This window comes from Bacillus sp. C1, assembly GCF_054570475.1.
In genome coordinates this window covers 515,238-534,350 of the sequence record NZ_JBTMZT010000001.1, presented here as the reverse complement: position 1 = coordinate 534,350, position 19,113 = coordinate 515,238, and the positions used below count along the sequence as shown (strand labels likewise).

General features: G+C 37.2%; 19 protein-coding genes, 1 pseudogene and 1 other annotated feature. Of the genes and pseudogenes, 4 read left to right on the top strand and 16 right to left on the bottom strand.

Features of this window, described 5'->3' with window-relative positions:
- Positions 1 to 5: 5 nt before the first annotated feature.
- Complete coding sequence (gene ribH / locus ACX5JI_RS02880) at positions 6 to 467, top strand: 6,7-dimethyl-8-ribityllumazine synthase (RefSeq protein ID WP_459499586.1); 462 nt, start codon at positions 6 to 8, stop codon at positions 465 to 467.
- Between the two features lie 23 nt (positions 468 to 490).
- On the opposite strand, the gene ACX5JI_RS02875 is transcribed toward ribH, so the two are convergent.
- From ACX5JI_RS02875 to ACX5JI_RS02840, 8 genes are all read right to left on the bottom strand, one after another.
- A complete protein-coding gene (locus tag ACX5JI_RS02875) occupies positions 491 to 811 on the bottom strand; it encodes a hypothetical protein (RefSeq protein WP_459499585.1) in 321 nt (106 codons plus the stop codon).
- Positions 812 to 1,100: 289 nt separating this feature from the next.
- On the bottom strand, positions 1,101 to 2,099 hold the full coding sequence (gene bioB, locus ACX5JI_RS02870; protein ID WP_459499584.1) for a biotin synthase BioB: 999 nt from the start codon (positions 2,097 to 2,099) through the stop codon (positions 1,101 to 1,103).
- Positions 2,053 to 2,913 carry a malonyl-ACP O-methyltransferase BioC gene (bioC, locus tag ACX5JI_RS02865; protein WP_459499583.1) on the bottom strand — a complete coding sequence of 287 codons (861 nt, stop codon included), beginning with the start codon at positions 2,911 to 2,913 and terminating at the stop codon, positions 2,053 to 2,055. Before bioC ends, bioB begins: the two co-directional genes overlap by 47 nt.
- The gene (locus ACX5JI_RS02860) at positions 2,906 to 3,619 is read right to left on the bottom strand and encodes an alpha/beta fold hydrolase (RefSeq protein ID WP_459499582.1); all 714 of its coding nucleotides are present in this window, start codon (positions 3,617 to 3,619) and stop codon (positions 2,906 to 2,908) included. The genes bioC and ACX5JI_RS02860 overlap by 8 nt, the downstream gene beginning before the upstream one ends.
- Positions 3,616 to 4,803: an 8-amino-7-oxononanoate synthase gene (bioF, locus tag ACX5JI_RS02855; protein ID WP_459499581.1), complete on the bottom strand. Its 1,188-nt coding sequence runs from the start codon at positions 4,801 to 4,803 to the stop codon at positions 3,616 to 3,618. The genes ACX5JI_RS02860 and bioF overlap by 4 nt, the downstream gene beginning before the upstream one ends.
- Positions 4,769 to 5,497: a dethiobiotin synthase gene (bioD, locus tag ACX5JI_RS02850; RefSeq protein ID WP_459499580.1), complete on the bottom strand. Its 729-nt coding sequence runs from the start codon at positions 5,495 to 5,497 to the stop codon at positions 4,769 to 4,771. Before bioD ends, bioF begins: the two co-directional genes overlap by 35 nt.
- Positions 5,494 to 6,885: an adenosylmethionine--8-amino-7-oxononanoate transaminase gene (gene bioA / locus ACX5JI_RS02845; RefSeq protein WP_459499579.1), complete on the bottom strand. Its 1,392-nt coding sequence runs from the start codon at positions 6,883 to 6,885 to the stop codon at positions 5,494 to 5,496. The genes bioD and bioA overlap by 4 nt, the downstream gene beginning before the upstream one ends.
- Positions 6,886 to 7,008: 123 nt before the next feature.
- Positions 7,009 to 7,365, bottom strand: coding sequence for a hypothetical protein (locus tag ACX5JI_RS02840; protein ID WP_459499578.1), 357 nt, complete (start codon positions 7,363 to 7,365; stop codon positions 7,009 to 7,011).
- A gap of 143 nt (positions 7,366 to 7,508) precedes the next feature.
- Positions 7,509 to 7,729: a binding site (T-box leader), on the top strand.
- Between the two features lie 253 nt (positions 7,730 to 7,982).
- On the opposite strand from ACX5JI_RS02840, the gene nhaC reads away from it, so the two are divergent.
- On the top strand, positions 7,983 to 9,356 hold the full coding sequence (gene nhaC / locus ACX5JI_RS02835) for a Na+/H+ antiporter NhaC (RefSeq protein WP_459499576.1): 1,374 nt from the start codon (positions 7,983 to 7,985) through the stop codon (positions 9,354 to 9,356).
- Between the two features lie 70 nt (positions 9,357 to 9,426).
- Here nhaC and cpdB read toward each other — a convergent pair whose 3' ends face one another.
- On the bottom strand, positions 9,427 to 11,808 hold the full coding sequence (gene cpdB, locus ACX5JI_RS02830; RefSeq protein WP_459499575.1) for a bifunctional 2',3'-cyclic-nucleotide 2'-phosphodiesterase/3'-nucleotidase: 2,382 nt from the start codon (positions 11,806 to 11,808) through the stop codon (positions 9,427 to 9,429).
- 290 nt (positions 11,809 to 12,098) lie between these two features.
- Between cpdB and ACX5JI_RS02825 the strand changes: the two genes are divergently transcribed.
- Positions 12,099 to 12,869 carry a GDSL-type esterase/lipase family protein gene (locus tag ACX5JI_RS02825; RefSeq protein WP_459499574.1) on the top strand — a complete coding sequence of 257 codons (771 nt, stop codon included), beginning with the start codon at positions 12,099 to 12,101 and terminating at the stop codon, positions 12,867 to 12,869.
- A gap of 73 nt (positions 12,870 to 12,942) precedes the next feature.
- Complete coding sequence (locus ACX5JI_RS02820) at positions 12,943 to 13,389, top strand: MarR family winged helix-turn-helix transcriptional regulator (protein ID WP_459499573.1); 447 nt, start codon at positions 12,943 to 12,945, stop codon at positions 13,387 to 13,389.
- Between the two features lie 23 nt (positions 13,390 to 13,412).
- On the opposite strand, the gene ACX5JI_RS02815 is transcribed toward ACX5JI_RS02820, so the two are convergent.
- The 7 genes and pseudogenes from ACX5JI_RS02815 to argC form a co-directional block, all read right to left on the bottom strand.
- Complete coding sequence (locus ACX5JI_RS02815; RefSeq protein WP_459499572.1) at positions 13,413 to 13,583, bottom strand: hypothetical protein; 171 nt, start codon at positions 13,581 to 13,583, stop codon at positions 13,413 to 13,415.
- Between the two features lie 57 nt (positions 13,584 to 13,640).
- Positions 13,641 to 13,777 (bottom strand): annotated as a pseudogene (locus tag ACX5JI_RS02810) (DUF2062 domain-containing protein); the annotation flags it as partial.
- Positions 13,774 to 14,724: an ornithine carbamoyltransferase gene (gene argF, locus ACX5JI_RS02805; RefSeq protein WP_459499571.1), complete on the bottom strand. Its 951-nt coding sequence runs from the start codon at positions 14,722 to 14,724 to the stop codon at positions 13,774 to 13,776. The pseudogene ACX5JI_RS02810 and the gene argF, both read right to left, overlap by 4 nt.
- A gap of 12 nt (positions 14,725 to 14,736) precedes the next feature.
- On the bottom strand, positions 14,737 to 15,897 hold the full coding sequence (gene argD / locus ACX5JI_RS02800; protein WP_459499570.1) for an acetylornithine transaminase: 1,161 nt from the start codon (positions 15,895 to 15,897) through the stop codon (positions 14,737 to 14,739).
- A complete protein-coding gene (gene argB, locus ACX5JI_RS02795; RefSeq protein WP_459499569.1) occupies positions 15,894 to 16,661 on the bottom strand; it encodes an acetylglutamate kinase in 768 nt (255 codons plus the stop codon). The genes argD and argB overlap by 4 nt, the downstream gene beginning before the upstream one ends.
- A gap of 12 nt (positions 16,662 to 16,673) precedes the next feature.
- Positions 16,674 to 17,900: a bifunctional glutamate N-acetyltransferase/amino-acid acetyltransferase ArgJ gene (gene argJ, locus ACX5JI_RS02790; RefSeq protein WP_459499568.1), complete on the bottom strand. Its 1,227-nt coding sequence runs from the start codon at positions 17,898 to 17,900 to the stop codon at positions 16,674 to 16,676.
- Positions 17,901 to 17,910: 10 nt separating this feature from the next.
- Positions 17,911 to 18,948 carry an N-acetyl-gamma-glutamyl-phosphate reductase gene (gene argC / locus ACX5JI_RS02785; protein ID WP_459499567.1) on the bottom strand — a complete coding sequence of 346 codons (1,038 nt, stop codon included), beginning with the start codon at positions 18,946 to 18,948 and terminating at the stop codon, positions 17,911 to 17,913.
- Positions 18,949 to 19,113 lie beyond the last annotated feature (165 nt).

Genomic DNA, 19,113 nt, shown 5'->3' with positions numbered 1-19,113 from the left:
ATAATATGGTATTCGAAGGTCATTTAGTTGGTACAGGATTAAAAGTAGGGATTGTTGTTGGACGTTTCAATGAATTTATTACAAGCAAACTATTAGGCGGCGCATTAGATGGACTAAAACGCCATGGTGTAGAAGAAAGTGATATTGACGTTGCATGGGTTCCAGGTGCATTTGAAATTCCATTAATCGCAAAAAAAATGGCTAGTAGTGGAAAATACGATACGGTTATTACGCTAGGAACAGTCATTCGTGGTGCTACAACTCATTATGATTATGTTTGTAATGAAGTTGCAAAAGGTGTTGCCTCTTTATCATTACAAACAGACATCCCAGTTATTTTCGGCGTATTAACAACTGAAACAATTGAGCAAGCAATTGAACGCGCCGGTACGAAGGCTGGTAACAAAGGCTATGAATCTGCAGTTGCTGCAATTGAAATGGCTCATTTATCCAAACAATGGTCATAACAAAGAGGCTTCATGCCTCTTTGTTATTTTTTTACTTTTTTCCGCACATCTTTAATTAATTCGTCCATCGTTTTTCCTTCTGTTTTAATACGAAGGTTTTGAGCAATTTTCCACACATTTTCTCGTCTTTTTTCTTCCTCCACAATATGAAGTTCTTTCCGCACTTCATTTAAATCTTTTCCTTCAGTTTCTATACCAAGATGCTCCGCTTTTGTTCGAAAATGCTGTTCAATTCTTTGCTGCATTCCTTTTTGTTCTGGATTTTCAGCTGCCTTAACAGGATCAGTACTTATTGCCTTTAATAAAATAAGAACCGTCATAATGGCGAGTATATATTTGTGCATGTGACATCCTCCAGACCGAGATCAATTACACCTTTACTATGTACAATTACAGTGTGGAAAATGCACCCACACCATTCATTTTTCATGAAAAAGTTACTCAAATAAAGTGAAACTTTAATCAGCCCTCACCAATCGGACCTTTACAGGCAGCCCACCCCCCACCTATTTTCCTTGTTCCTCTCTGAATCTTGAGGTAAGGGTCTCACTGCCCGCAAATAGCGGGATAAAAGTTTCTACTTATTTTATTCACAAAAAAACAAGCCCTCTCAAAGAGCTTGTTTTTTTATATTTATAATGCACATTCCTCAATTTCAAACCCTAAATCCTCAATCATATTCCAATCCTTTGTCGGCTCTTGTCCCGCTGTCGTTAAATAATCACCAACAAAAATTGAATTTGCTGCAAATAAGCCAAGTGGCTGCACAAAACGTAAGTTAATTTCACGACCACCGGAAATTCGAATTTCTTTTGATGGATTTACAAAGCGCATCATCGCTAACACTTTTAAACATTCTACTGGTGTTAATTTTTTCTGCCCTTCAAGCGGTGTCCCTTTAACAGCAACAAGGAAATTACATGGTATAGAATCTGCATCTAAACGCTGTAATTCAAAGGCAATTTCAACACGCTGTTCCTTCGTTTCTCCCATTCCAAAAATCGCACCAGAGCATGGAGAAATGCCAGCTTGCTTTGCTTTTTCTACTGTATCAACGCGATCGTCATATGTATGCGTTGAACAAATGCTATCATAATTGTTGGCATGTGTATTTAAGTTATGGTTATAACGGTGAACCCCCGCTTCTGCTAAGCGACCAGCTTGATCTTCATTTAAAAATCCTAAGCAACAGCAAATTTTCAAATCTGTCGTTTCACGAATTTCTTTTACAGCACCAATAACATGATTCACTTCTTTATTCGTTGGACGACGGCCAGATGCAACAATACAATATGTACCTGCTTTACGACGAATCGCTTCATGAGCTCCCTCTACAATCTTTTCTTGCGTTAACCATGCATACTTATCGATTGGCGCTTCTGAAACAATAGACTGCGAACAGTACCCACAATCTTCTGGACATAATCCAGATTTTGTATTAATAATCATATTCAATTTCACTTTTTTACCAAAGTAATGATGGCGAATAATATAAGCTGCATTCATAACTTCTAATACTTCCGTGTCATCTGCTTCTAAAATAGCTATCGCTTCTTCTTTCGTTATATTTCTCCCCTCTACTACGTCAAATGCAATTTTCTTCCAATCCACTTTTGTTTGTACTTGTTTCATTTTTTCTCTTCCCCTCTTTTTCAATATACGCAAATAAAGCATGATACGTTGCTACAATTTCTCCTTCTTCTGTGAAGTCTCTTTCATATATGCGAAACATATTTCGAAAGAGAGAAGGACTTTGACAGTAATATTCTGCATTACTATTCGTCGCGCCTACTTTCCGAATGGATTGTAGAAAGTCCCGAACTTTAGTAAACTTTTCTATGTAACATGTTTCAGAAACATGAACATCCCCTGTTACACTTTCACATACATCTCGCAACTGTTCTCTCGTTAAAAAACGTTGTCCAACTGATACGTTGTTTTGTATTTTTCTTTCTTCTTTAGCATTTTGAAATGCTGTATGAAGCTCTTGAAATGTCTGTTCTCCAAATGTGGAAAATAACAACAAGCCATCTTCAAATAAATGCCTATTATATAAACGGTGTACCACCATTTCCAAATCATTTAACCACTGAAATGTTGCACTTGAAATAATGACATCAAATGATTCCCTTAGTGTAAGATGTTCAATATCTTCACATCGAAATGCTACAGATTCAACATGATTTCTCATTTTTGCAACAGCGATCATACTTTCAGCAAAATCAATTGCGGTAATTGTGGCATTCGGAAAAGAAGCCGCTAATTGTTCAGTCAAATATCCTGTGCCACATCCAAGTTCTAAAATACGAATGGAAGACATCTTGTGATACTGTTTTTTCATGACTAAAAGCAATTGCTGCGCCATCTTTTTTTGTACACTTGCATATTGATCGTAGGATACAGCTGCCCCATTAAATCGTTTTTGTAATAACGTTTTGTTAATCATTTTGTATCCCCTCTATAAACTGAATGGTCTCATTCGCGAAATATTCGGAATTCGTTACACAAAGCGCATGACCCGCTCCTTTTATTACTTTAAGTGCTGCATTGGTATGCTCTTGTATATAGTGAGCAGCAGATAGTGGACATATCATATCCTGTTCTCCGTGAAGAAGTAATATCGGCGTTTTTACGGACTTCAGCTTGCTTCTCATATCCGTCTCTATTAAATAATCAAGCCCCAGCTGTAAAGATTCAACGGAATCACCTTGAAAACACGCTATAATCCCAGCAAACTGTTCCCTACCTTTTATTTCTTGTTTTGTAAACATACTTTTATAAAAGCGCTCCAATGTATCACCCTTTTGCTTTGCTAAACTTCTTTTCATCCGTTCTACAAAAGGACGTTTCCATCCGCTCTCATAATTTTCATCCACTGTAAACTTTGCCGTACCACCTATTAAAATCATTCCTTTTGTCCGCACTCTGTCACATACTTGAAGAGCAGCTAATGCACCAAGTGACCAGCCAATTAAAATGACATCCTGTCCCCTTGCAACTTCTGCTACTCGTTCTGCAAAATTAGCAACCTCTTTTACACTACGCCATTCAACAAATCGAACAGAATATTCTTGAAAATATGGAAGTAATAACTCCCATACTTGTTTTTCCATCCCCCATCCAGGAATGAAAATAAGCTCGGGCTGTTTCACCGCAGTACCCCCTCTTCTTTACCGATTCGAATGATTTGTTCAGTAGCCCATTGTAAATCGGCTTTTGCATGTTCAGACGTAACTGCAAATCGAATTCGCGAATTATTATGCGGAACAGTCGGTGGCCTAATCGCAATCGCAGCAATTCCTGCTTCCTGCAATTTTTCGCTAAAACGCATCACAACTTCATTCGATGGGACAATAACTGGGACAATATGAGTTGAACTATCGCCAATATTAAAGCCAGCTTCCTCTAAAGTAGTGCGGAAATATGCCCCATTTTCTAAGAGACGCTGCCTTCTTTCTGTATCTATCTTAACAATTTCAATTGCACGTTTTATTGCACCTAGTGTCCCAGGTGGTAATGCAGTTGTGAAAATAAAACTTCTCATCGTGTTTTTCATATAATCGACGCACATTGCATCACCTGCTACATACGCTCCATAACAACCTAGCGCTTTACTAAATGTTCCCATATGAATGTCGATTTTCTGAGAAAGGCCTTGTTCGATATGAGCTAATCCCGCACCATGCCTTCCATATATTCCACTTGCATGCGCTTCATCAACCATCAATAATGCTCCGTATTTTTCTTTCAGCATAATCAGCTCTTTCAGATGCGCAATATCTCCATCCATACTAAAAACCGTGTCTGTTACAATTAATTTTCGTTTCGCAACAGGCGCCATTCTTAGCAGTTTTTCCAAATGTTCCAAATTATTATGGCGATATCTTTTATGTTCTGCACCACTAAGCATAATACCATCGACAATGCTGGCATGATTTAATTTATCGCTAAAAACAATATCATGACGCCCCATTAAAGAAGAGATTGCACCTACATTTGCTACATACCCACTGTTCATAATGATTGCTTTTTCAGTTTCTTTCCAATGACATACGCTTTGTTCTACCTCTTCATATAGTGAATAATTCCCTACAACTAGCCTTGATGCTGTTGCTCCTACTCCATATCGCTTTATCGCTACGATAGATGCTTCTTTTAATCTTCCATCTCCAGCCAAGCCTAAATAATTATTCGAAGCTAAATTCAACATACGTTTTCCATTTCTAATAAGCCATGATTCGTCAGCTTGCTCTGTCACGACTACATTTCTATATTGTGATTTCTCTTTCAAACGATTTAAATTAGATTGAAAGTGTAGATTCCACAGTTGATCCATGTTTCATAAGCTCCTCTACATTCGAAATCGCAATATTCTCCTCTGCTACTCTTAATAGTTCATCACGCGTAAACCCTTCTGGAAGTTCCGGTAGTAAACCTAAAACAGACACACCACTTAACTCCTCAATCATTTCTTTATTTTCTTGTACACGTTCGTTCTCACATTCTTTACAACCAGATAAAACGACACCAGCAACTGACAATCCATGTGCTTTTGCATAAGAAATAGTTAAGAGAGTATGATTCACTGTACCTAAAGTCGGACGAGCAACGATAATAAGTGGTAACTGTAATTGTTTTGCAAAATCAACTACTAATGCATCTTCTGTATACGGAACAGCAAGACCACCTGACCCTTCTACAAACAAACTATCAAACTCTGTCATTAACTCCTGAAAATGAGCGGTAATTTGCGCTAGTTTCACAGTTTTTCCTGCCCTCTCCATTGCCAGTCTTGGCGCAAGAGGTTCTTCAATAGAATAAGGACAAATTCGATTCGTCTCTGTCGTCACTCCTGATGCGACTTTCAATCTAGCTGCATCACCTTCTCGGTTTGAATGGATATGACCACTTTGCAACGGTTTATACACACCAATGTTATAGCCACGATTTCTAAGCACCCCTACTAACGCACCTGTAACAATTGTTTTTCCAACTTCTGTATCAGTCGCTGTTATAAAAAAACCGCTCATAATTCTCCCTCCGTAACGTCTGCGATTGACTGATATAATATATGAAGCATTTCATCAATCTCATCTATCTTAGATGCTAATGGCGGCATAAATACAATCGTGTTACCAAGTGGGCGCAAAATCATTCCTAGTTCTCTTGATCTTTTACATACTTCTACGCCTACTCTCTCCGTCCACTCAAACGGCTCTTTCGTTTCTTTATTTTTCACAAGTTCAATTCCTATCATCAATCCACACTGACGAATATCTCCAACATGCTTGTACTCGTAAAGTGCTTCTAATCGTTTCTCTACATATGCTGCTTTATGTGCAACATCTACTACTAGATTTGTTTTTTCATAAAGTTCCAAATTAGCAATTGCAACAGCGCATCCTAATGGATTACCAGTATAACTATGGCCATGGAAAAATGTTTTCTGCTCTTCATAACTACCTAAAAAAGCATCATAAATTTCATCTGTTGTTACCGTAATAGCTACTGGTAAATACCCGCCTGTTAAGCCCTTTCCAGCTGTTAAAATATCCGGCGAGACATTTTCATGTTCACAAGCAAACATTTTTCCAGTACGGCCAAACCCTGTCGCTACCTCATCTGTAATAAATAAAATATTATATGTGGTGCAAAGGTCACGAAGACCTTTTAAATATCCTTTCGGCATTGTAATCATGCCGCCCGCCCCTTGCATTAACGGTTCTACAATAATCGCAGCAATTTCTTCATGTTTTTGTTTGAATAAATCTTCCATCTCTTCCAAATGTTTTTGAACGATTTGCTCTTTGTTATCCCCATAAGGAGAACGATATGTATATGGATATGGCATTTTTATCGCGTCAAATAAGAGTGAACTGTACACCTGATGAAACAAGTCAATTGCTCCTACCGAAACAGCCCCAATTGTATCTCCGTGATACGCTTCTTTTAATGTGATAAACTTTTGTTTTTTAGGTTTCCCTTTATGCTGCCAATATTGAAAAGCCATCTTAATTGCAATTTCAACAGCTGTAGAACCAGAATCTGAATAAAATACTTTCTTTAAACCTTCTGGAACAACTGCAATAACCTTTTCTGCAAGTAAAATTGATGGTACATTGGCAAGTCCTAACATCGTTGAATGAGCGACCTTATTTAATTGTTCACGAATTGCATCATCTAATTCAGGCACATGATGTCCATGAACATTAAGCCAAATTGAAGAAACACCATCCCAATAGCCATTTCCATTTACATCATATAATTTACGCCCTTCTCCTCGTTCAATAATAACGGGATCTTCCGCTAAATAATCTTTCATTTGTGTAAACGGATGCCATACATACTCTTTATTTTTGTCAGCTAATTCTTCATATGTATAAGCACTTTTTTCACTTGTATTACGACTAACAGCCACAATTGTCACCCCTAATGTTAACTTTTATATAAATATAGTTAACATTAAAATTAAAGCACTGTCAATTTTTTTTCGGATCATATTGTTCTAAAAAAAGAACGACTTATCATCAGATAAGTCGTTTTATTTTCCATGTTGAATCTTTCCAATTTCTAAAATAATCTCTTCATCTTTTTTGCCTTCAGTATCTATTCCAAGTTGCTTTGCATGTTCTATTAATAATTCATGTCGCTGTTCAAATCTAGCTTTATCTAAATCTTTTCGAATTTCTTCTTCCGTTTTCCCGTCAAGAGAAACTCCTAATTTAGCAGCGGTCTTTTCTCTATTCTTTTCTTCTTTCACTTTCTCTAATTCCTTCGTTTCTACTTTTTGTACATTCCCTTGTTTTGCTTGATCTGATGATGCTGCAAATGCTGTATAAATTCCAGCACTACCACCTAAAATAAGTAAGGTTGTAAAAAGAAATACTTTTTTCTTCATCCAATCCCTCCCTTCTCCATTCATTATAACGCACGAATTCAAAATTTAAAAAATATTCTTTTATTGTTTTCTTTTTAAAAATAATTCATATATATATTGACATATGAACTAGGTTTGTGATAAAAATTTAACTAACATCATATGAATCGGCAATGATAGGATTTAGTAGTATTTCGTTTTCTGATTTCAGAGAGCTGGTGGTCGGTGTGAACCAGTACAGAACGATTTATGAATTACCCCCTGGAGCTTCTTTTGCGAAACGTTTGGAGTAGTGAAAGACGGTTATGGACCGTTACTTCTACAGAGTGGTGAAATGAAACTGTTTCACAATTTAGGGTGGTACCGCGATTTTTTCGTCCCTGCATATATTGCAGGGGCGTTTTTATTTTCTGTTGGTGCATATAATACGACCCTTTATTTTGTGCTACGTCCATTTCACAAGCTAGGGTGGTACCGCGATTTTTTCGTCCCTGCATTATATATGCAGGGATTTTTTTTATGATGTTAAACAATTACCGGTAATCTGTCGAAAGATTCTAAATTCTAGAAGGAAATATGCAATATTGGCGAATTTTATATAAAAAAGAACTATTTTAGATTATTAGGAGGAGCAAACAATGATTTCAAAAATCGAATCCATTCTTTTAACAATTTTCATTTTTTTCTGTATTGGCTTTAGCGTTATTCAAGTAGGAGCATCACCACATATTCCAATTTTATTTGGCATTATTGTATTGTTAGCATTCGGATTTATAAAAAAAATCTCTTGGTCTGATATGGAAAAAGGGATGATTAGCAGTATATCAGCTGGTATTCCATCCATTTTCATCTTTTTACTTGTTGGTGTATTAATTAGCGTTTGGATTGCTGCTGGGACAATTCCAACATTAATGGTATACGGATTTCAGCTTGTCTCCCCAAAGATTTTCATTCCGACAGTCTTTGTTGTTTGTGCAATTGTTGGAACAAGTATTGGTAGTGCCTTTACAACAGCAGCAACAGTAGGACTTGCCTTTATGGGAATGGGCACTGCTCTTGGCTACGATCCAGCCCTTATTGCTGGGGCCATTATTTCTGGGGCTTTCTTCGGAGATAAAATGTCTCCTTTATCTGATACAACAAACTTAGCACCTGCTGTGACAGGGGTAGATTTATTTGAACATATTCGCAACATGCTTTGGACAACAATTCCGGCTTTCATTATTGCCTGTATCGCCTTTTTCATTTTAGGAAATGGTTCTTCTGGAGATGTGGATTTCACTACTTTTACACGTACATTAGAACAAAATGCAACGATTTCAATTGTTACCCTTATTCCCATTCTATTACTGTTCTTATTTGCTTTTAAAAAGGTACCTGCTGTGCCAACTTTGCTGGCTGGAATTGTAGCTGGAATTATCATCCTCTTCATTTTCAAACCAAGCACATCACTTACTGATTTAATGAAAATTATGCAAGATGGCTATGTGTCTAAAACAGGAATAAAAGATATTGATAGTTTATTATCACGCGGCGGGTTGCAAAGCATGATGATGTCTATTGCACTTATTTTCCTTGCTCTTTGTATGGGTGGATTATTACAGGGAATGGGAATTATTACACAGCTTATGAACATAATTTCTAACCTCGTTAAAACAAGTGCACGTTTAATCGTTTCTACCGCTGCAACAGCAATTGGTGTTAACTTCTTGCTTGGTGAACAATACTTATCTATCGTTTTAACAGGACAAGCATTTGCTCACAAATACGATGAAGTTGGTTTAAAACGTCGTAATTTATCACGAGTACTAGAAGATGCTGGTACAGTAATTAACCCACTTGTTCCGTGGGGTGTAAGTGGTGTCTTCTTAACGAACGTACTAAGTGTTCCAACAATTGATTATGTTCCATACGCAATCTTCTGCCTAGCTTGTCCAGTTGTGACAATTATCGTTGGATTGACAGGATTTGGACTTTCTTGGAAAAAAGAAAATCCTGTTACAGTTTCTTAAATAAACGATAAAGAAAAAGGGGTTACCACTATCGGTAATCCCTTTTCTCTTTCTTCGTCTATCTACAATATTATCTATTCGCTTTTTTTCTTCTAAATAACAGCAACACGCCTGCCCCAACAAACGCAAGTCCTGCTCCAATTGTAGAGAAGACACTCGCTCCCGTTTTTGGTAAATCACGATCTACTTCGGTTGTTTCTTTACCTTCGCTTACATTTGTAGGCTCTTTCGCATCTTTATTTCCATTGTTTTCACCACTTGGTGTTACTGAGTTACCACCGTTGTTCCCCTCACCTGGTTTTGCTTCGTTACCGCTGTTGTTCTCTCCGCCTGGTGTTGATGGGTTTCCACCGGTGTTCTCCTCACCTGGTTTTGCACCATTTCCACCAGTGTTCTCCTCACCTGGTTTTGCTTCGTTACCACCAGTGTTCTCCTCACCTGGTTTTGTTTCGTTCCCACCGGTGTTCTCTCCGCCTGGTGTTGATGGGTTTTCTTCATCTTTCTTTTTTGTTAGGTCGATCGCATATTTTGCAAACTCATTTTCAGATGAACCAACATAAGAAATCGCACCATCTTTTGTAATATACTTTTGTGCATTTGGCGAAGAATCAAATGTCGTATTTAATTTTTCAGCAGCAATCGGCTTGAATTTCCAGTTTTGATCCGCTGCCGGGTTAATAATCGGTGTTTCTTTCATATATTTCACAATGATTTGACGCGTTTCATCTTGAGACTGATATACAACTTCTCCCTTACTTACACCAGGGAATGTTTGACTACTACCACGATAGTTATTAGTCGCAACAATAAATTCTTGATTATCAGCTATTGGTTTCCCATCATATGATACATTCACAATACGATTCGCAGTTGGATTTACTACTTTTCCTTCTTTATCGTATTTTGCTGGTTGTGTTACATCAATTTCGTATTTTACACCATCTAAAATATCAAAGTTATATGTAGGATAGTTTATATTTACTAACGATTGTTCTTCCTTTTTAGCTGGATCAATTTGATTAAACTGACCTGCTGACATTTCCAGCCATTCTTTTACTTGAGCACCGTTTACTTTTACAGCATACAATGTATTTGGATATACATATAAATCAGCAACGTTTTTAATTGCTAACGTCCCTGCTGGAATATCAGTATAATAAGTCGCACCATTTCGGCCGCCCGCTTTAAAAGGTGCACCTGCTGATAGAACTGGAATACCTTTATATTTACTGTACTTTCCATCACCTGCAAATAGCTTTTCTACATACCATTTTTGCGCATTCGTCACAAGCTGTACAGATGGATCATCTTGCACAAGTGAAAAATAACTATTAATTGGTGCTGTCGTTTTACCAACAGGAGTATTTACATATTTAATTGTCGCTTCATGATCGTCTTTTATTTCATCAACTAGTCTCTTATCTGACGCTACTACAGCATTTCCTTTACTATCAGAAATTGGACGAACACTTGGAACTGATTTGTCTTTTTGTACTTGCCACTTGCCATTTACCTTTTTCAGCTGCATATCAATGATTCCGAGATTACTTCCGAAAACACCTGGCATTACAACTGGAACACCATTAAACTTGTCCGTTATTACCGTATGTGAATGGCCCATTAACACTGCATCGACACCCGGAACGTCTGTCGCTAAATAGTACGATGCATTTTCCATCCCAACATTGTAACCGCTTTTATCGACACCAGAGTGCGCCAAAGCAACAATAATATCCGCACCTTCAGCTTTCATTTTCGGAACCATTTTCTTCGCCGTTTGTACGATGTCTTTCGCTTTTACTTTCCCTTCTAAATTCGCTTTATCCCAGCCCATTACTTGTGGTGGTACAAAGCCCATTACACCGATTTTCACTTTTTGCTTTTGACCGGATTCATCTTCTACCTCTTTTTCAAAAACATGGTACGGTGTAAAGGCGTTTTTATCGTTCTCTTCATTATTATCATGATCGTCTATATACACGTTTGAGTTAATAACCGGGAACTGCGTTTTACTAGTCGCCTTCTTTAAGTAATCTAAACCATAGTTAAATTCATGGTTTCCAAGAGAAATGACGTCATACTTCATTAAATTCATTAAACGATATAACGGGTGAACATAGTTTCCATCCAATCCTTTTTGCGCAACATAATCCCCAAGCGGCGTTCCTTGTATCGCATCCCCATCATCAAATAGCACGGAATTTTTCGCTTTTTCACGTTCCTCATTTACAAGCGTTGCCGTCTGAACTAAACCCACTTTATTATCTGTTTTCGTTTGATAATAGTCATAGTTCATTAAGTTAACATGAATATCGGAAGTTTCCAGGATTCGTAAATTAACTGTACTTTCTCCTATTTGCTCCTCTGCATGAGCAATAGTTGGTGATACTTGAGGTGCCATAACGCCTAATGCAAGCGTCGCTCCCGCTAATACTTTTTTTGAATTTTTCACAAAAAATCCCCCTTACAAAATTGTCCCTGTAAAACAAAAAATGAGCACATTAGCCTCTAATAAAGTATTCCTTGTATCATTATTCTCTTCTTTCTTCATATTAGAGTGGCATTTACTGGCTTATCTGACATTATCATACCGAACACACTTTCAAATCGTCAATATTTTTTGACACGTTTCTACAAATTTTCTGTAAAGTTATTGTGAATTTCTCATACAGATATACTATACTCTTCGATTGCTTATAAAGAAAAATATGATACAATTACAGACTACAAGGAGGGTAAATTATGAAAAAAGTCATTTTAATTCTACTTTGTCTCCTCCTTCTACTCATTTCTTATTCGTATTTTGAAAAGAACGACGAGACAAAAAAACAAGAAGAAAAAATAGCAACATCTGCTCCAAATTGGATTACTAAGCAAACAAATGACTCTTTATATCATCTTGTTTTAGGGGATTCTCTCGCAAAAGGATACGGTTCTACAAAAGGTGGATATGCGGAGCTAGCTTCCAGCCAAATAGAAGGACAAATTCACAAATCAATTCAAGTAGAAAATCTCGGTGTAAATGGTTTAACAACGGATCGACTCGTCCAAATGATTCAATCAGAAGAAGTAAAGCAAAAAATTAAAAAAGCGAATTTTATTACCATTAGTATTGGCGGAAATAATTTATTTCGCTTAAATCGTAATGTAGGAGTTATGGAAGGTATTAAAATGTTAAACAAAGAAAAAAATCGCTTTGAAACAGATATAAAGGATATTGTAAGTACGATCCGAACAATGAATCCAAATGTATTACTCATTTTATCGGAACTCTATAATCCTTTACAACTCGACGATTCCATCGCTTCTTACGCCGATATGTTTTTAGATGGCTGGAATGATTCTGTTTATTCTATTTCCAAAGCTAACCCTCCATCTATCGTATTACCCGTTCGAAAATTACTACCAAATGATAAAAAAGAATTACTGTACGATCAAGTGCATCCAAATGATAAAGGTTATGAAGTTATCGCTAATGCTTTTTCTAAGCAAGTCTTATCCTACAAAGATTAAAGCAAAAACGAACAATTCTATTTTTATACGACACCTTTTTTTGTTACAATGATAATGGGAGGGGGGCCTTTATATGGAATCACGCAAGTGGGAACGTATTGTTGATCATCTTCTTTCGTTAGTGCCTCTTTTTTATCGAAAATTCATGCTTCCTGGAGAATTTTCTTCACAAAGGCACATGCCACCGTCACATACACAGGTGTTACTGCTATTACATGAACACAGCACATTAGCCGTGTCAGAAATCGGAAAACGATTAGCAATTTCAAGACCAAATATGACACCTCTATTAAATAAATTGATTCAGGACGGACTTATAGAGCGGCATTACAGCGAAAAAGATCGAAGGGTCATTTTAATTTCCCTAACACTAGAAGGGAAATCGTTAGTAAATCAATATCAACAATTCATTTTAGACAAATTAAAAGAAAACTTTCAAACATTATCGGAAAGCGATCGTGATCAACTCATTCATTCCCTTCAAACGATTCAAAATTTAATTTTGAAAACAAACGTGTAAAGCTGCTTCCAAAAGAAGCAGCTTTACGATTCATAATAATTTCCATAATATACATTTGAATATGGCCATGTCATTAAGTAAGGCTTTTGTTCCTGAGAAGACTGCGGTGGCTGATAGAGTCCAAACTGTTGCCGTGCATAATTCCCGGTATAATAATTCGCATATGGATATACTTGCGGTACATAATAATACATTCGCTTTTCCCCCTTTTTCTTAAACATATTCAAGGTAGAAAATGAATGTGACATTTTCTATATTTGTACAAGTGTTTTCCTCGCTTGTTTTTTTCTTTTTTTCAAACGTAACTTACGATTTTTTCATATAAATAATGTACAATACAATAAGATATGATTCCCAATACAACCCCTAAACTTGTCAACACAATTAGGAAGGCTTTTTAATGTTGTGAAACAGACTTACCAATAATGCTTTTTGAGCGTGTAATCGATTCCCCGCTTGCTCAAAGACAACAGAAGCAGGTCCATCTATAATTTCTCCCGTTACTTCCTCTTCACGATGCGCAGGTAAACAATGTAAGAAACGATATGTTTTTTTTGCATGTTGAACAAGTTGTTCATTCACTTGAAATGGTTTAAATAATTTATATTTCTCTTCCGTATCCTCTTGTCCCATACTCATCCAAACATCTGTATAGATAAAGTCAGCATCTTCAACTGCCAATTCTGGACTATTTAATATTTCAATATTCGCGCCCGTCTCCATCGCAATTTTTAGCGCACGCTTTACAATTTCTTCATTCGGTTCATACCCTAACGGAGTCGCTACTGTCATATTCATACCGACTTTTGCACTTGCTATTAATAAAGAATGGCAGACATTATTTCCATCTCCTATGTAAGCAAGTTTCATATCTTTAAATGTATGAGCTGTTTCATATATCGTCATTAAGTCCGCTAACGCTTGACACGGGTGATGATCATCTGTCAATCCATTAATAACCGGGATACTTGCCTCTTTCGCAAGCTCTTCTACATCCACGTGTGAAAATGTACGAATCATAATCCCATCAATATAATGAGATAATACTTTTGCAGTGTCTGAAATACTTTCTCCTCTGCCAAGCTGCATTTCTTTTCCACTTAAAAACATTCCATGCCCACCAAGTTGCATCATTCCTGCTTCAAAAGAAACACGCGTACGAGTTGAATGTTTATCAAAAATGAGCCCTAATATTTTTCCTTCTAATAACGGTTCATGTTTATTCTTTTTTAAATAAATAGCAAATTCAATTAAAGAAATCATTTCTTGCTGCGTTAATTCCTCTAATGTTAACAGGTCTTTCGTTTGTAATTTTGGCACTTGTATCGTTGACATAGAACTTCCCCCTTATACTATTGGTAATTTTTGTTTACTCATTACTTTTTTCATTACATTTACCGCTTCATCTATTTCTTCATTCGTTATAATAAGTGATGGTAAAATCCGTAAAATATTCAGTCCAGCCTGTAAGACAAGAAGTCCTTCTTTTTCTAACTGTCCTATCACTGGCGTGACATCATACTTACAAACGACACCAATCATAAGTCCTTTCCCGCGAATATCAGTAACCCATTCCACATCATGTAATTCTTTTTTTAATTTTTGTAGTAAATATTCTCCTTTTTCTTGCACTTCTTGTAAAAAAGATGGTTGTTTTATAATTTGTAGCACTGCTTCCGCTGCTGTCATAGCAATATAATTCCCGCCAAATGTAGAACCGTGCGTCCCAGCTGTAAAAGCAGTCATCAATTCTTTCCTTCCCATCATCGCTCCTACCGGTATCCCATTTCCAAGTGCTTTTGCCACTGTCACAATATCTGGAGAAGTTCCTGTCTGTTCATAAGCAAACAACGTCCCTGTTCTTCCTATCCCTGTTTGCACCTCATCGATCATATAAAGCGCCCCATATTGTCTACATAACCGTTCAATTTCCTGTAAAAAAGAGATGTCAGCAGATAAGACGCCACCTTCTCCTTGAATCACTTCTACCATAACTGCAGCAACTTCTTCGTTCATTGTTTCTCTGAGCGTTTCTATATCATTAAAAGGAATATGTACGAAAGATGGAAGAAGTGGTCCGAATCCCGTTTTAATCTTCTCTTGTCCAGTTGCACTCATTGTTCCAAAAGTTCTCCCGTGAAAAGATTGCTGAAATGTTAAAACAAGAGATTTCCCTGTATGCTTACGCGCTAGTTTAAGCGCTGCTTCATTCGCTTCTGCTCCGCTATTACAAAAGAATACGTAATCTAACTCGCGTCCTTCTGTTAATAGTGCCGCTACCTTTTCTTGAACCTCATGCGGAAAAAGATTTGATATATGCCAAATTTTCTGTAATTGATTTGTCACCGCTTCTACAAGGACAGGATGACAATGTCCTAAATTACATACAGCAATTCCAGAAGTGAAATCTAAATACACCTTTCCATTCTCATCTATGACTTTCGCTCCAGTTCCTTGGACAATTTCGATACTCCGTCTTCCGTACGTTGGAAATATATGACCATTCATACAATATTCCCCCCTTTTGTTACTGTCGTTCCGATCCACTCACCAGATGTTCCGATAAAATGTTTTGTACCATTTACAATGCTGACATGCTGAACACCCATCTGTATCGAAGTAAGAGCTGCCTGTACTTTCGGAATCATTCCCCCTGTAATAATTCCTTCTTCTATGAACTGCAGGAGCTCTATTTCATCTGTTTTCTGTAACAATTTCCCTTCGCACAATACACCATCTACATCCGTAATAAAGAGGAGTTCTTTTGCTCCTAACGTATATGCAATTCCCGCTGCAGCAATATCTGCATTTATGTTATAAACTTCGTCGCCTCTTACTCCAATCGGTGCAATAACCGGAATATAGTTCAAATCTAGTAACTCTTTTAGTAGTGAAGTCTCTACACGGCTCACTTCACCGACATATCCTAATTCTTCATCCAGTGGCTGAACTTGCAGTATCCCTCCGTCACAACCAGAAATTCCAATTGTACGTAAGCCCTGCTTTTGAAACTGCATTACCATTTTTTTATTCGTACTCCCGCATAAAACCATTTGAACAACATGTAGCACCTCTTTTGTTGTCACACGTAATCCATTTTTCTTTTCACTTGAGATATTCAATTGCTTTAACGTAGCATCAATTTCTGGTCCGCCTCCATGGACAACAATAACCTGATATTTCCTCTTTAACTGTTCTATACATTCAAAAAACACATTGTCTAAACGATCTAACATACTCCCCCCGCACTTTACTACGATATACTCGCTCATTTTTGTCTCTCCTTACGTACGATAACAAGCATTTATTTTCACATATTCATAACTTAAGTCGCAGCCCCAAGCTCTTCCCTTTTCCTCTCCAAGATGCAAATGAACAGCAATAACAATTTCAGACTGCTTTAATTGCTTATTCATTTCCTTTTGAGAAAATGCTTGTGGTTCACTATTTTGCAAAACGGAAATAGACTGCACAGCAATATCAACAGCGGTAGGCTCAATAACAACTCCACTTTGACCAATCGCACTAATAATACGACCCCAATTTGCATCTTCACCATACATTGCTGTTTTCACAAGACTAGAACCAACAATTTGTTTCGCAACCTTATTCCCTTCTTCTACTGTTCGTGCACCATATACATTTACTTCAACTAACTTTGTAGCGCCCTCACCATCTTTTGCGATTTGCTTTGCTAATTCCTCACATACTTTTTGCAGAGCACACATGAACTTTTCCCACTCTGCATGATTTACATCAATGATAGTCGTGCCTGATAACCCACTTGCCATCGCAATGACCATATCATTTGTAGACGTATCTCCGTCCACTGTAATTTGGTTGAATGTGTGATTTGTAATTTGAGATAAAGCTAGTTGAAGTGCATCTTGTTTTATATTGACATCAGTTGTAATGAAACTAAGCATCGTTGCCATATTTGGATGAATCATTCCAGAACCTTTAGCAGCACCAGCAATCGTCACTTCTTTTCCTTCAATCGTAAACTGATAACACGACTGTTTCGTCACAAGATCGGTCGTTAAAATCGCTTCATAAAAAGAGTTTGCTTTCTCCTTATCTTTTGTTGGTACAAACGATGAAATTCCATCACGAATGACCCCCATCGGCAACGGTACTCCGATGACACCTGTTGATGCAACCGCTATGTGCTGCTCTTTTATATGAAACTGCTTCGCTGCTAACGCTCGCATTTCATAAGCATCTTGTACTCCTTGTATTCCTGTACAAGCATTTGCATTTCCGCTGTTTACAACAATCGCTTGTAATTTCCCCTCTGCCGTAATACTTTCTTTTGTTACTTGCACCGGTGCAGCCTGCAATTGATTTTTTGTATACACAGCACCGCAATTAGCAGGAACATCACAAACAATTACTCCCATATCTTTTTTCTCTTTTTTGAGCCCAACCGAAATACCGGTCGCCATAAACCCTTTTGGCGTTACAATTGATCCGTTTGCAACTTTTATAATAGAATCTGTCTCAAGCATCATTCTTCCCCCCTTATGGATAAAGCGGTATATATTGTAACCCTGCTGTTTCCTCTAATCCTGCTAATAAGTTTGCATTTTGAACTGCTTGCCCTGCAGCTCCTTTCATCATATTATCGATGACAGAAACAACTGTAATACGTCCTGTTCGTTCATCATAAGCCATTCCAATATCACAATAATTTGAACCTCTCACTTCTTTTGGACTCGGAAAGTTCCCTTTAGGACTGATACGAACAAAAGAAGCATGGCAATACGTTTCTTCATATAATCCTTGTAATATATGTACATCAACATCTCGTTTGGTTTTTGCATAGAGAGTAACCATAATCCCTCTTGACACCGGTATTAAATGTGTACTGAATGTAATTGGTTTTGCCTTGTCATTCCACTCTATAAGCATTTGTTCAATCTCTGGAACATGTTGGTGCTCATTCACCTTGTAAATGTGAAAATTATCATATAGTTCAGGAAAATGAGTCGTTGTTGTCGGTGTCTTTCCTGCTCCTGATACTCCTGATTTCGCATCAATAATAAGTGAGTCTTCCTCTATCAGCCCATCCTGCATTAAAGGTGCTGCTGCTAATAGTGCTGCTGTTGCAAAACATCCTGGATTCGCAACTAATTCTGCTTCTTCAATAGCTGACTTTTTCCATTCACTCAATCCATACACTGCCTTTTGAAGAATTTCTTCCTTTGCAGGAGGCTTTTTATACCATATTTCATATAGGTGCGGATTTAACATACGAAAATCACCTGATAAATCGATAACTTTTAAACCAGCCGCTAGCAAGCGAGGGGTAAGCTTCACCGAAACCCCTGCCGGTGTCGCTAAAAATACAATACGAGCCTCCTTAGCTATTGCATCCACGTCGATTTCTTGTAACGTATGGGCAACAAAATTTCGTAAGTGTGGATATGCATTTGTTATTCGTTCTCCTACTTGTGAAAAAGAATGAAAAGATACAATTGAAAAATACGGATGGTGATGCAACAACCTTATTAACTCAATTCCTCCATATCCTGTTGCTCCAATAATTGCGACTTTCATATGTTCCTCCTTATATTGATTCTTTAAATTAAGTATGATTATAATATTGTATATTTATAGAGTCAATTAAATATTTATTTATTGTAAAAGTTTTTAAATCGTAATTTTTCTAGAAAAACAATAACCATACTTGAATTTTTATGCAAAAATAATGTATGCTAGTAT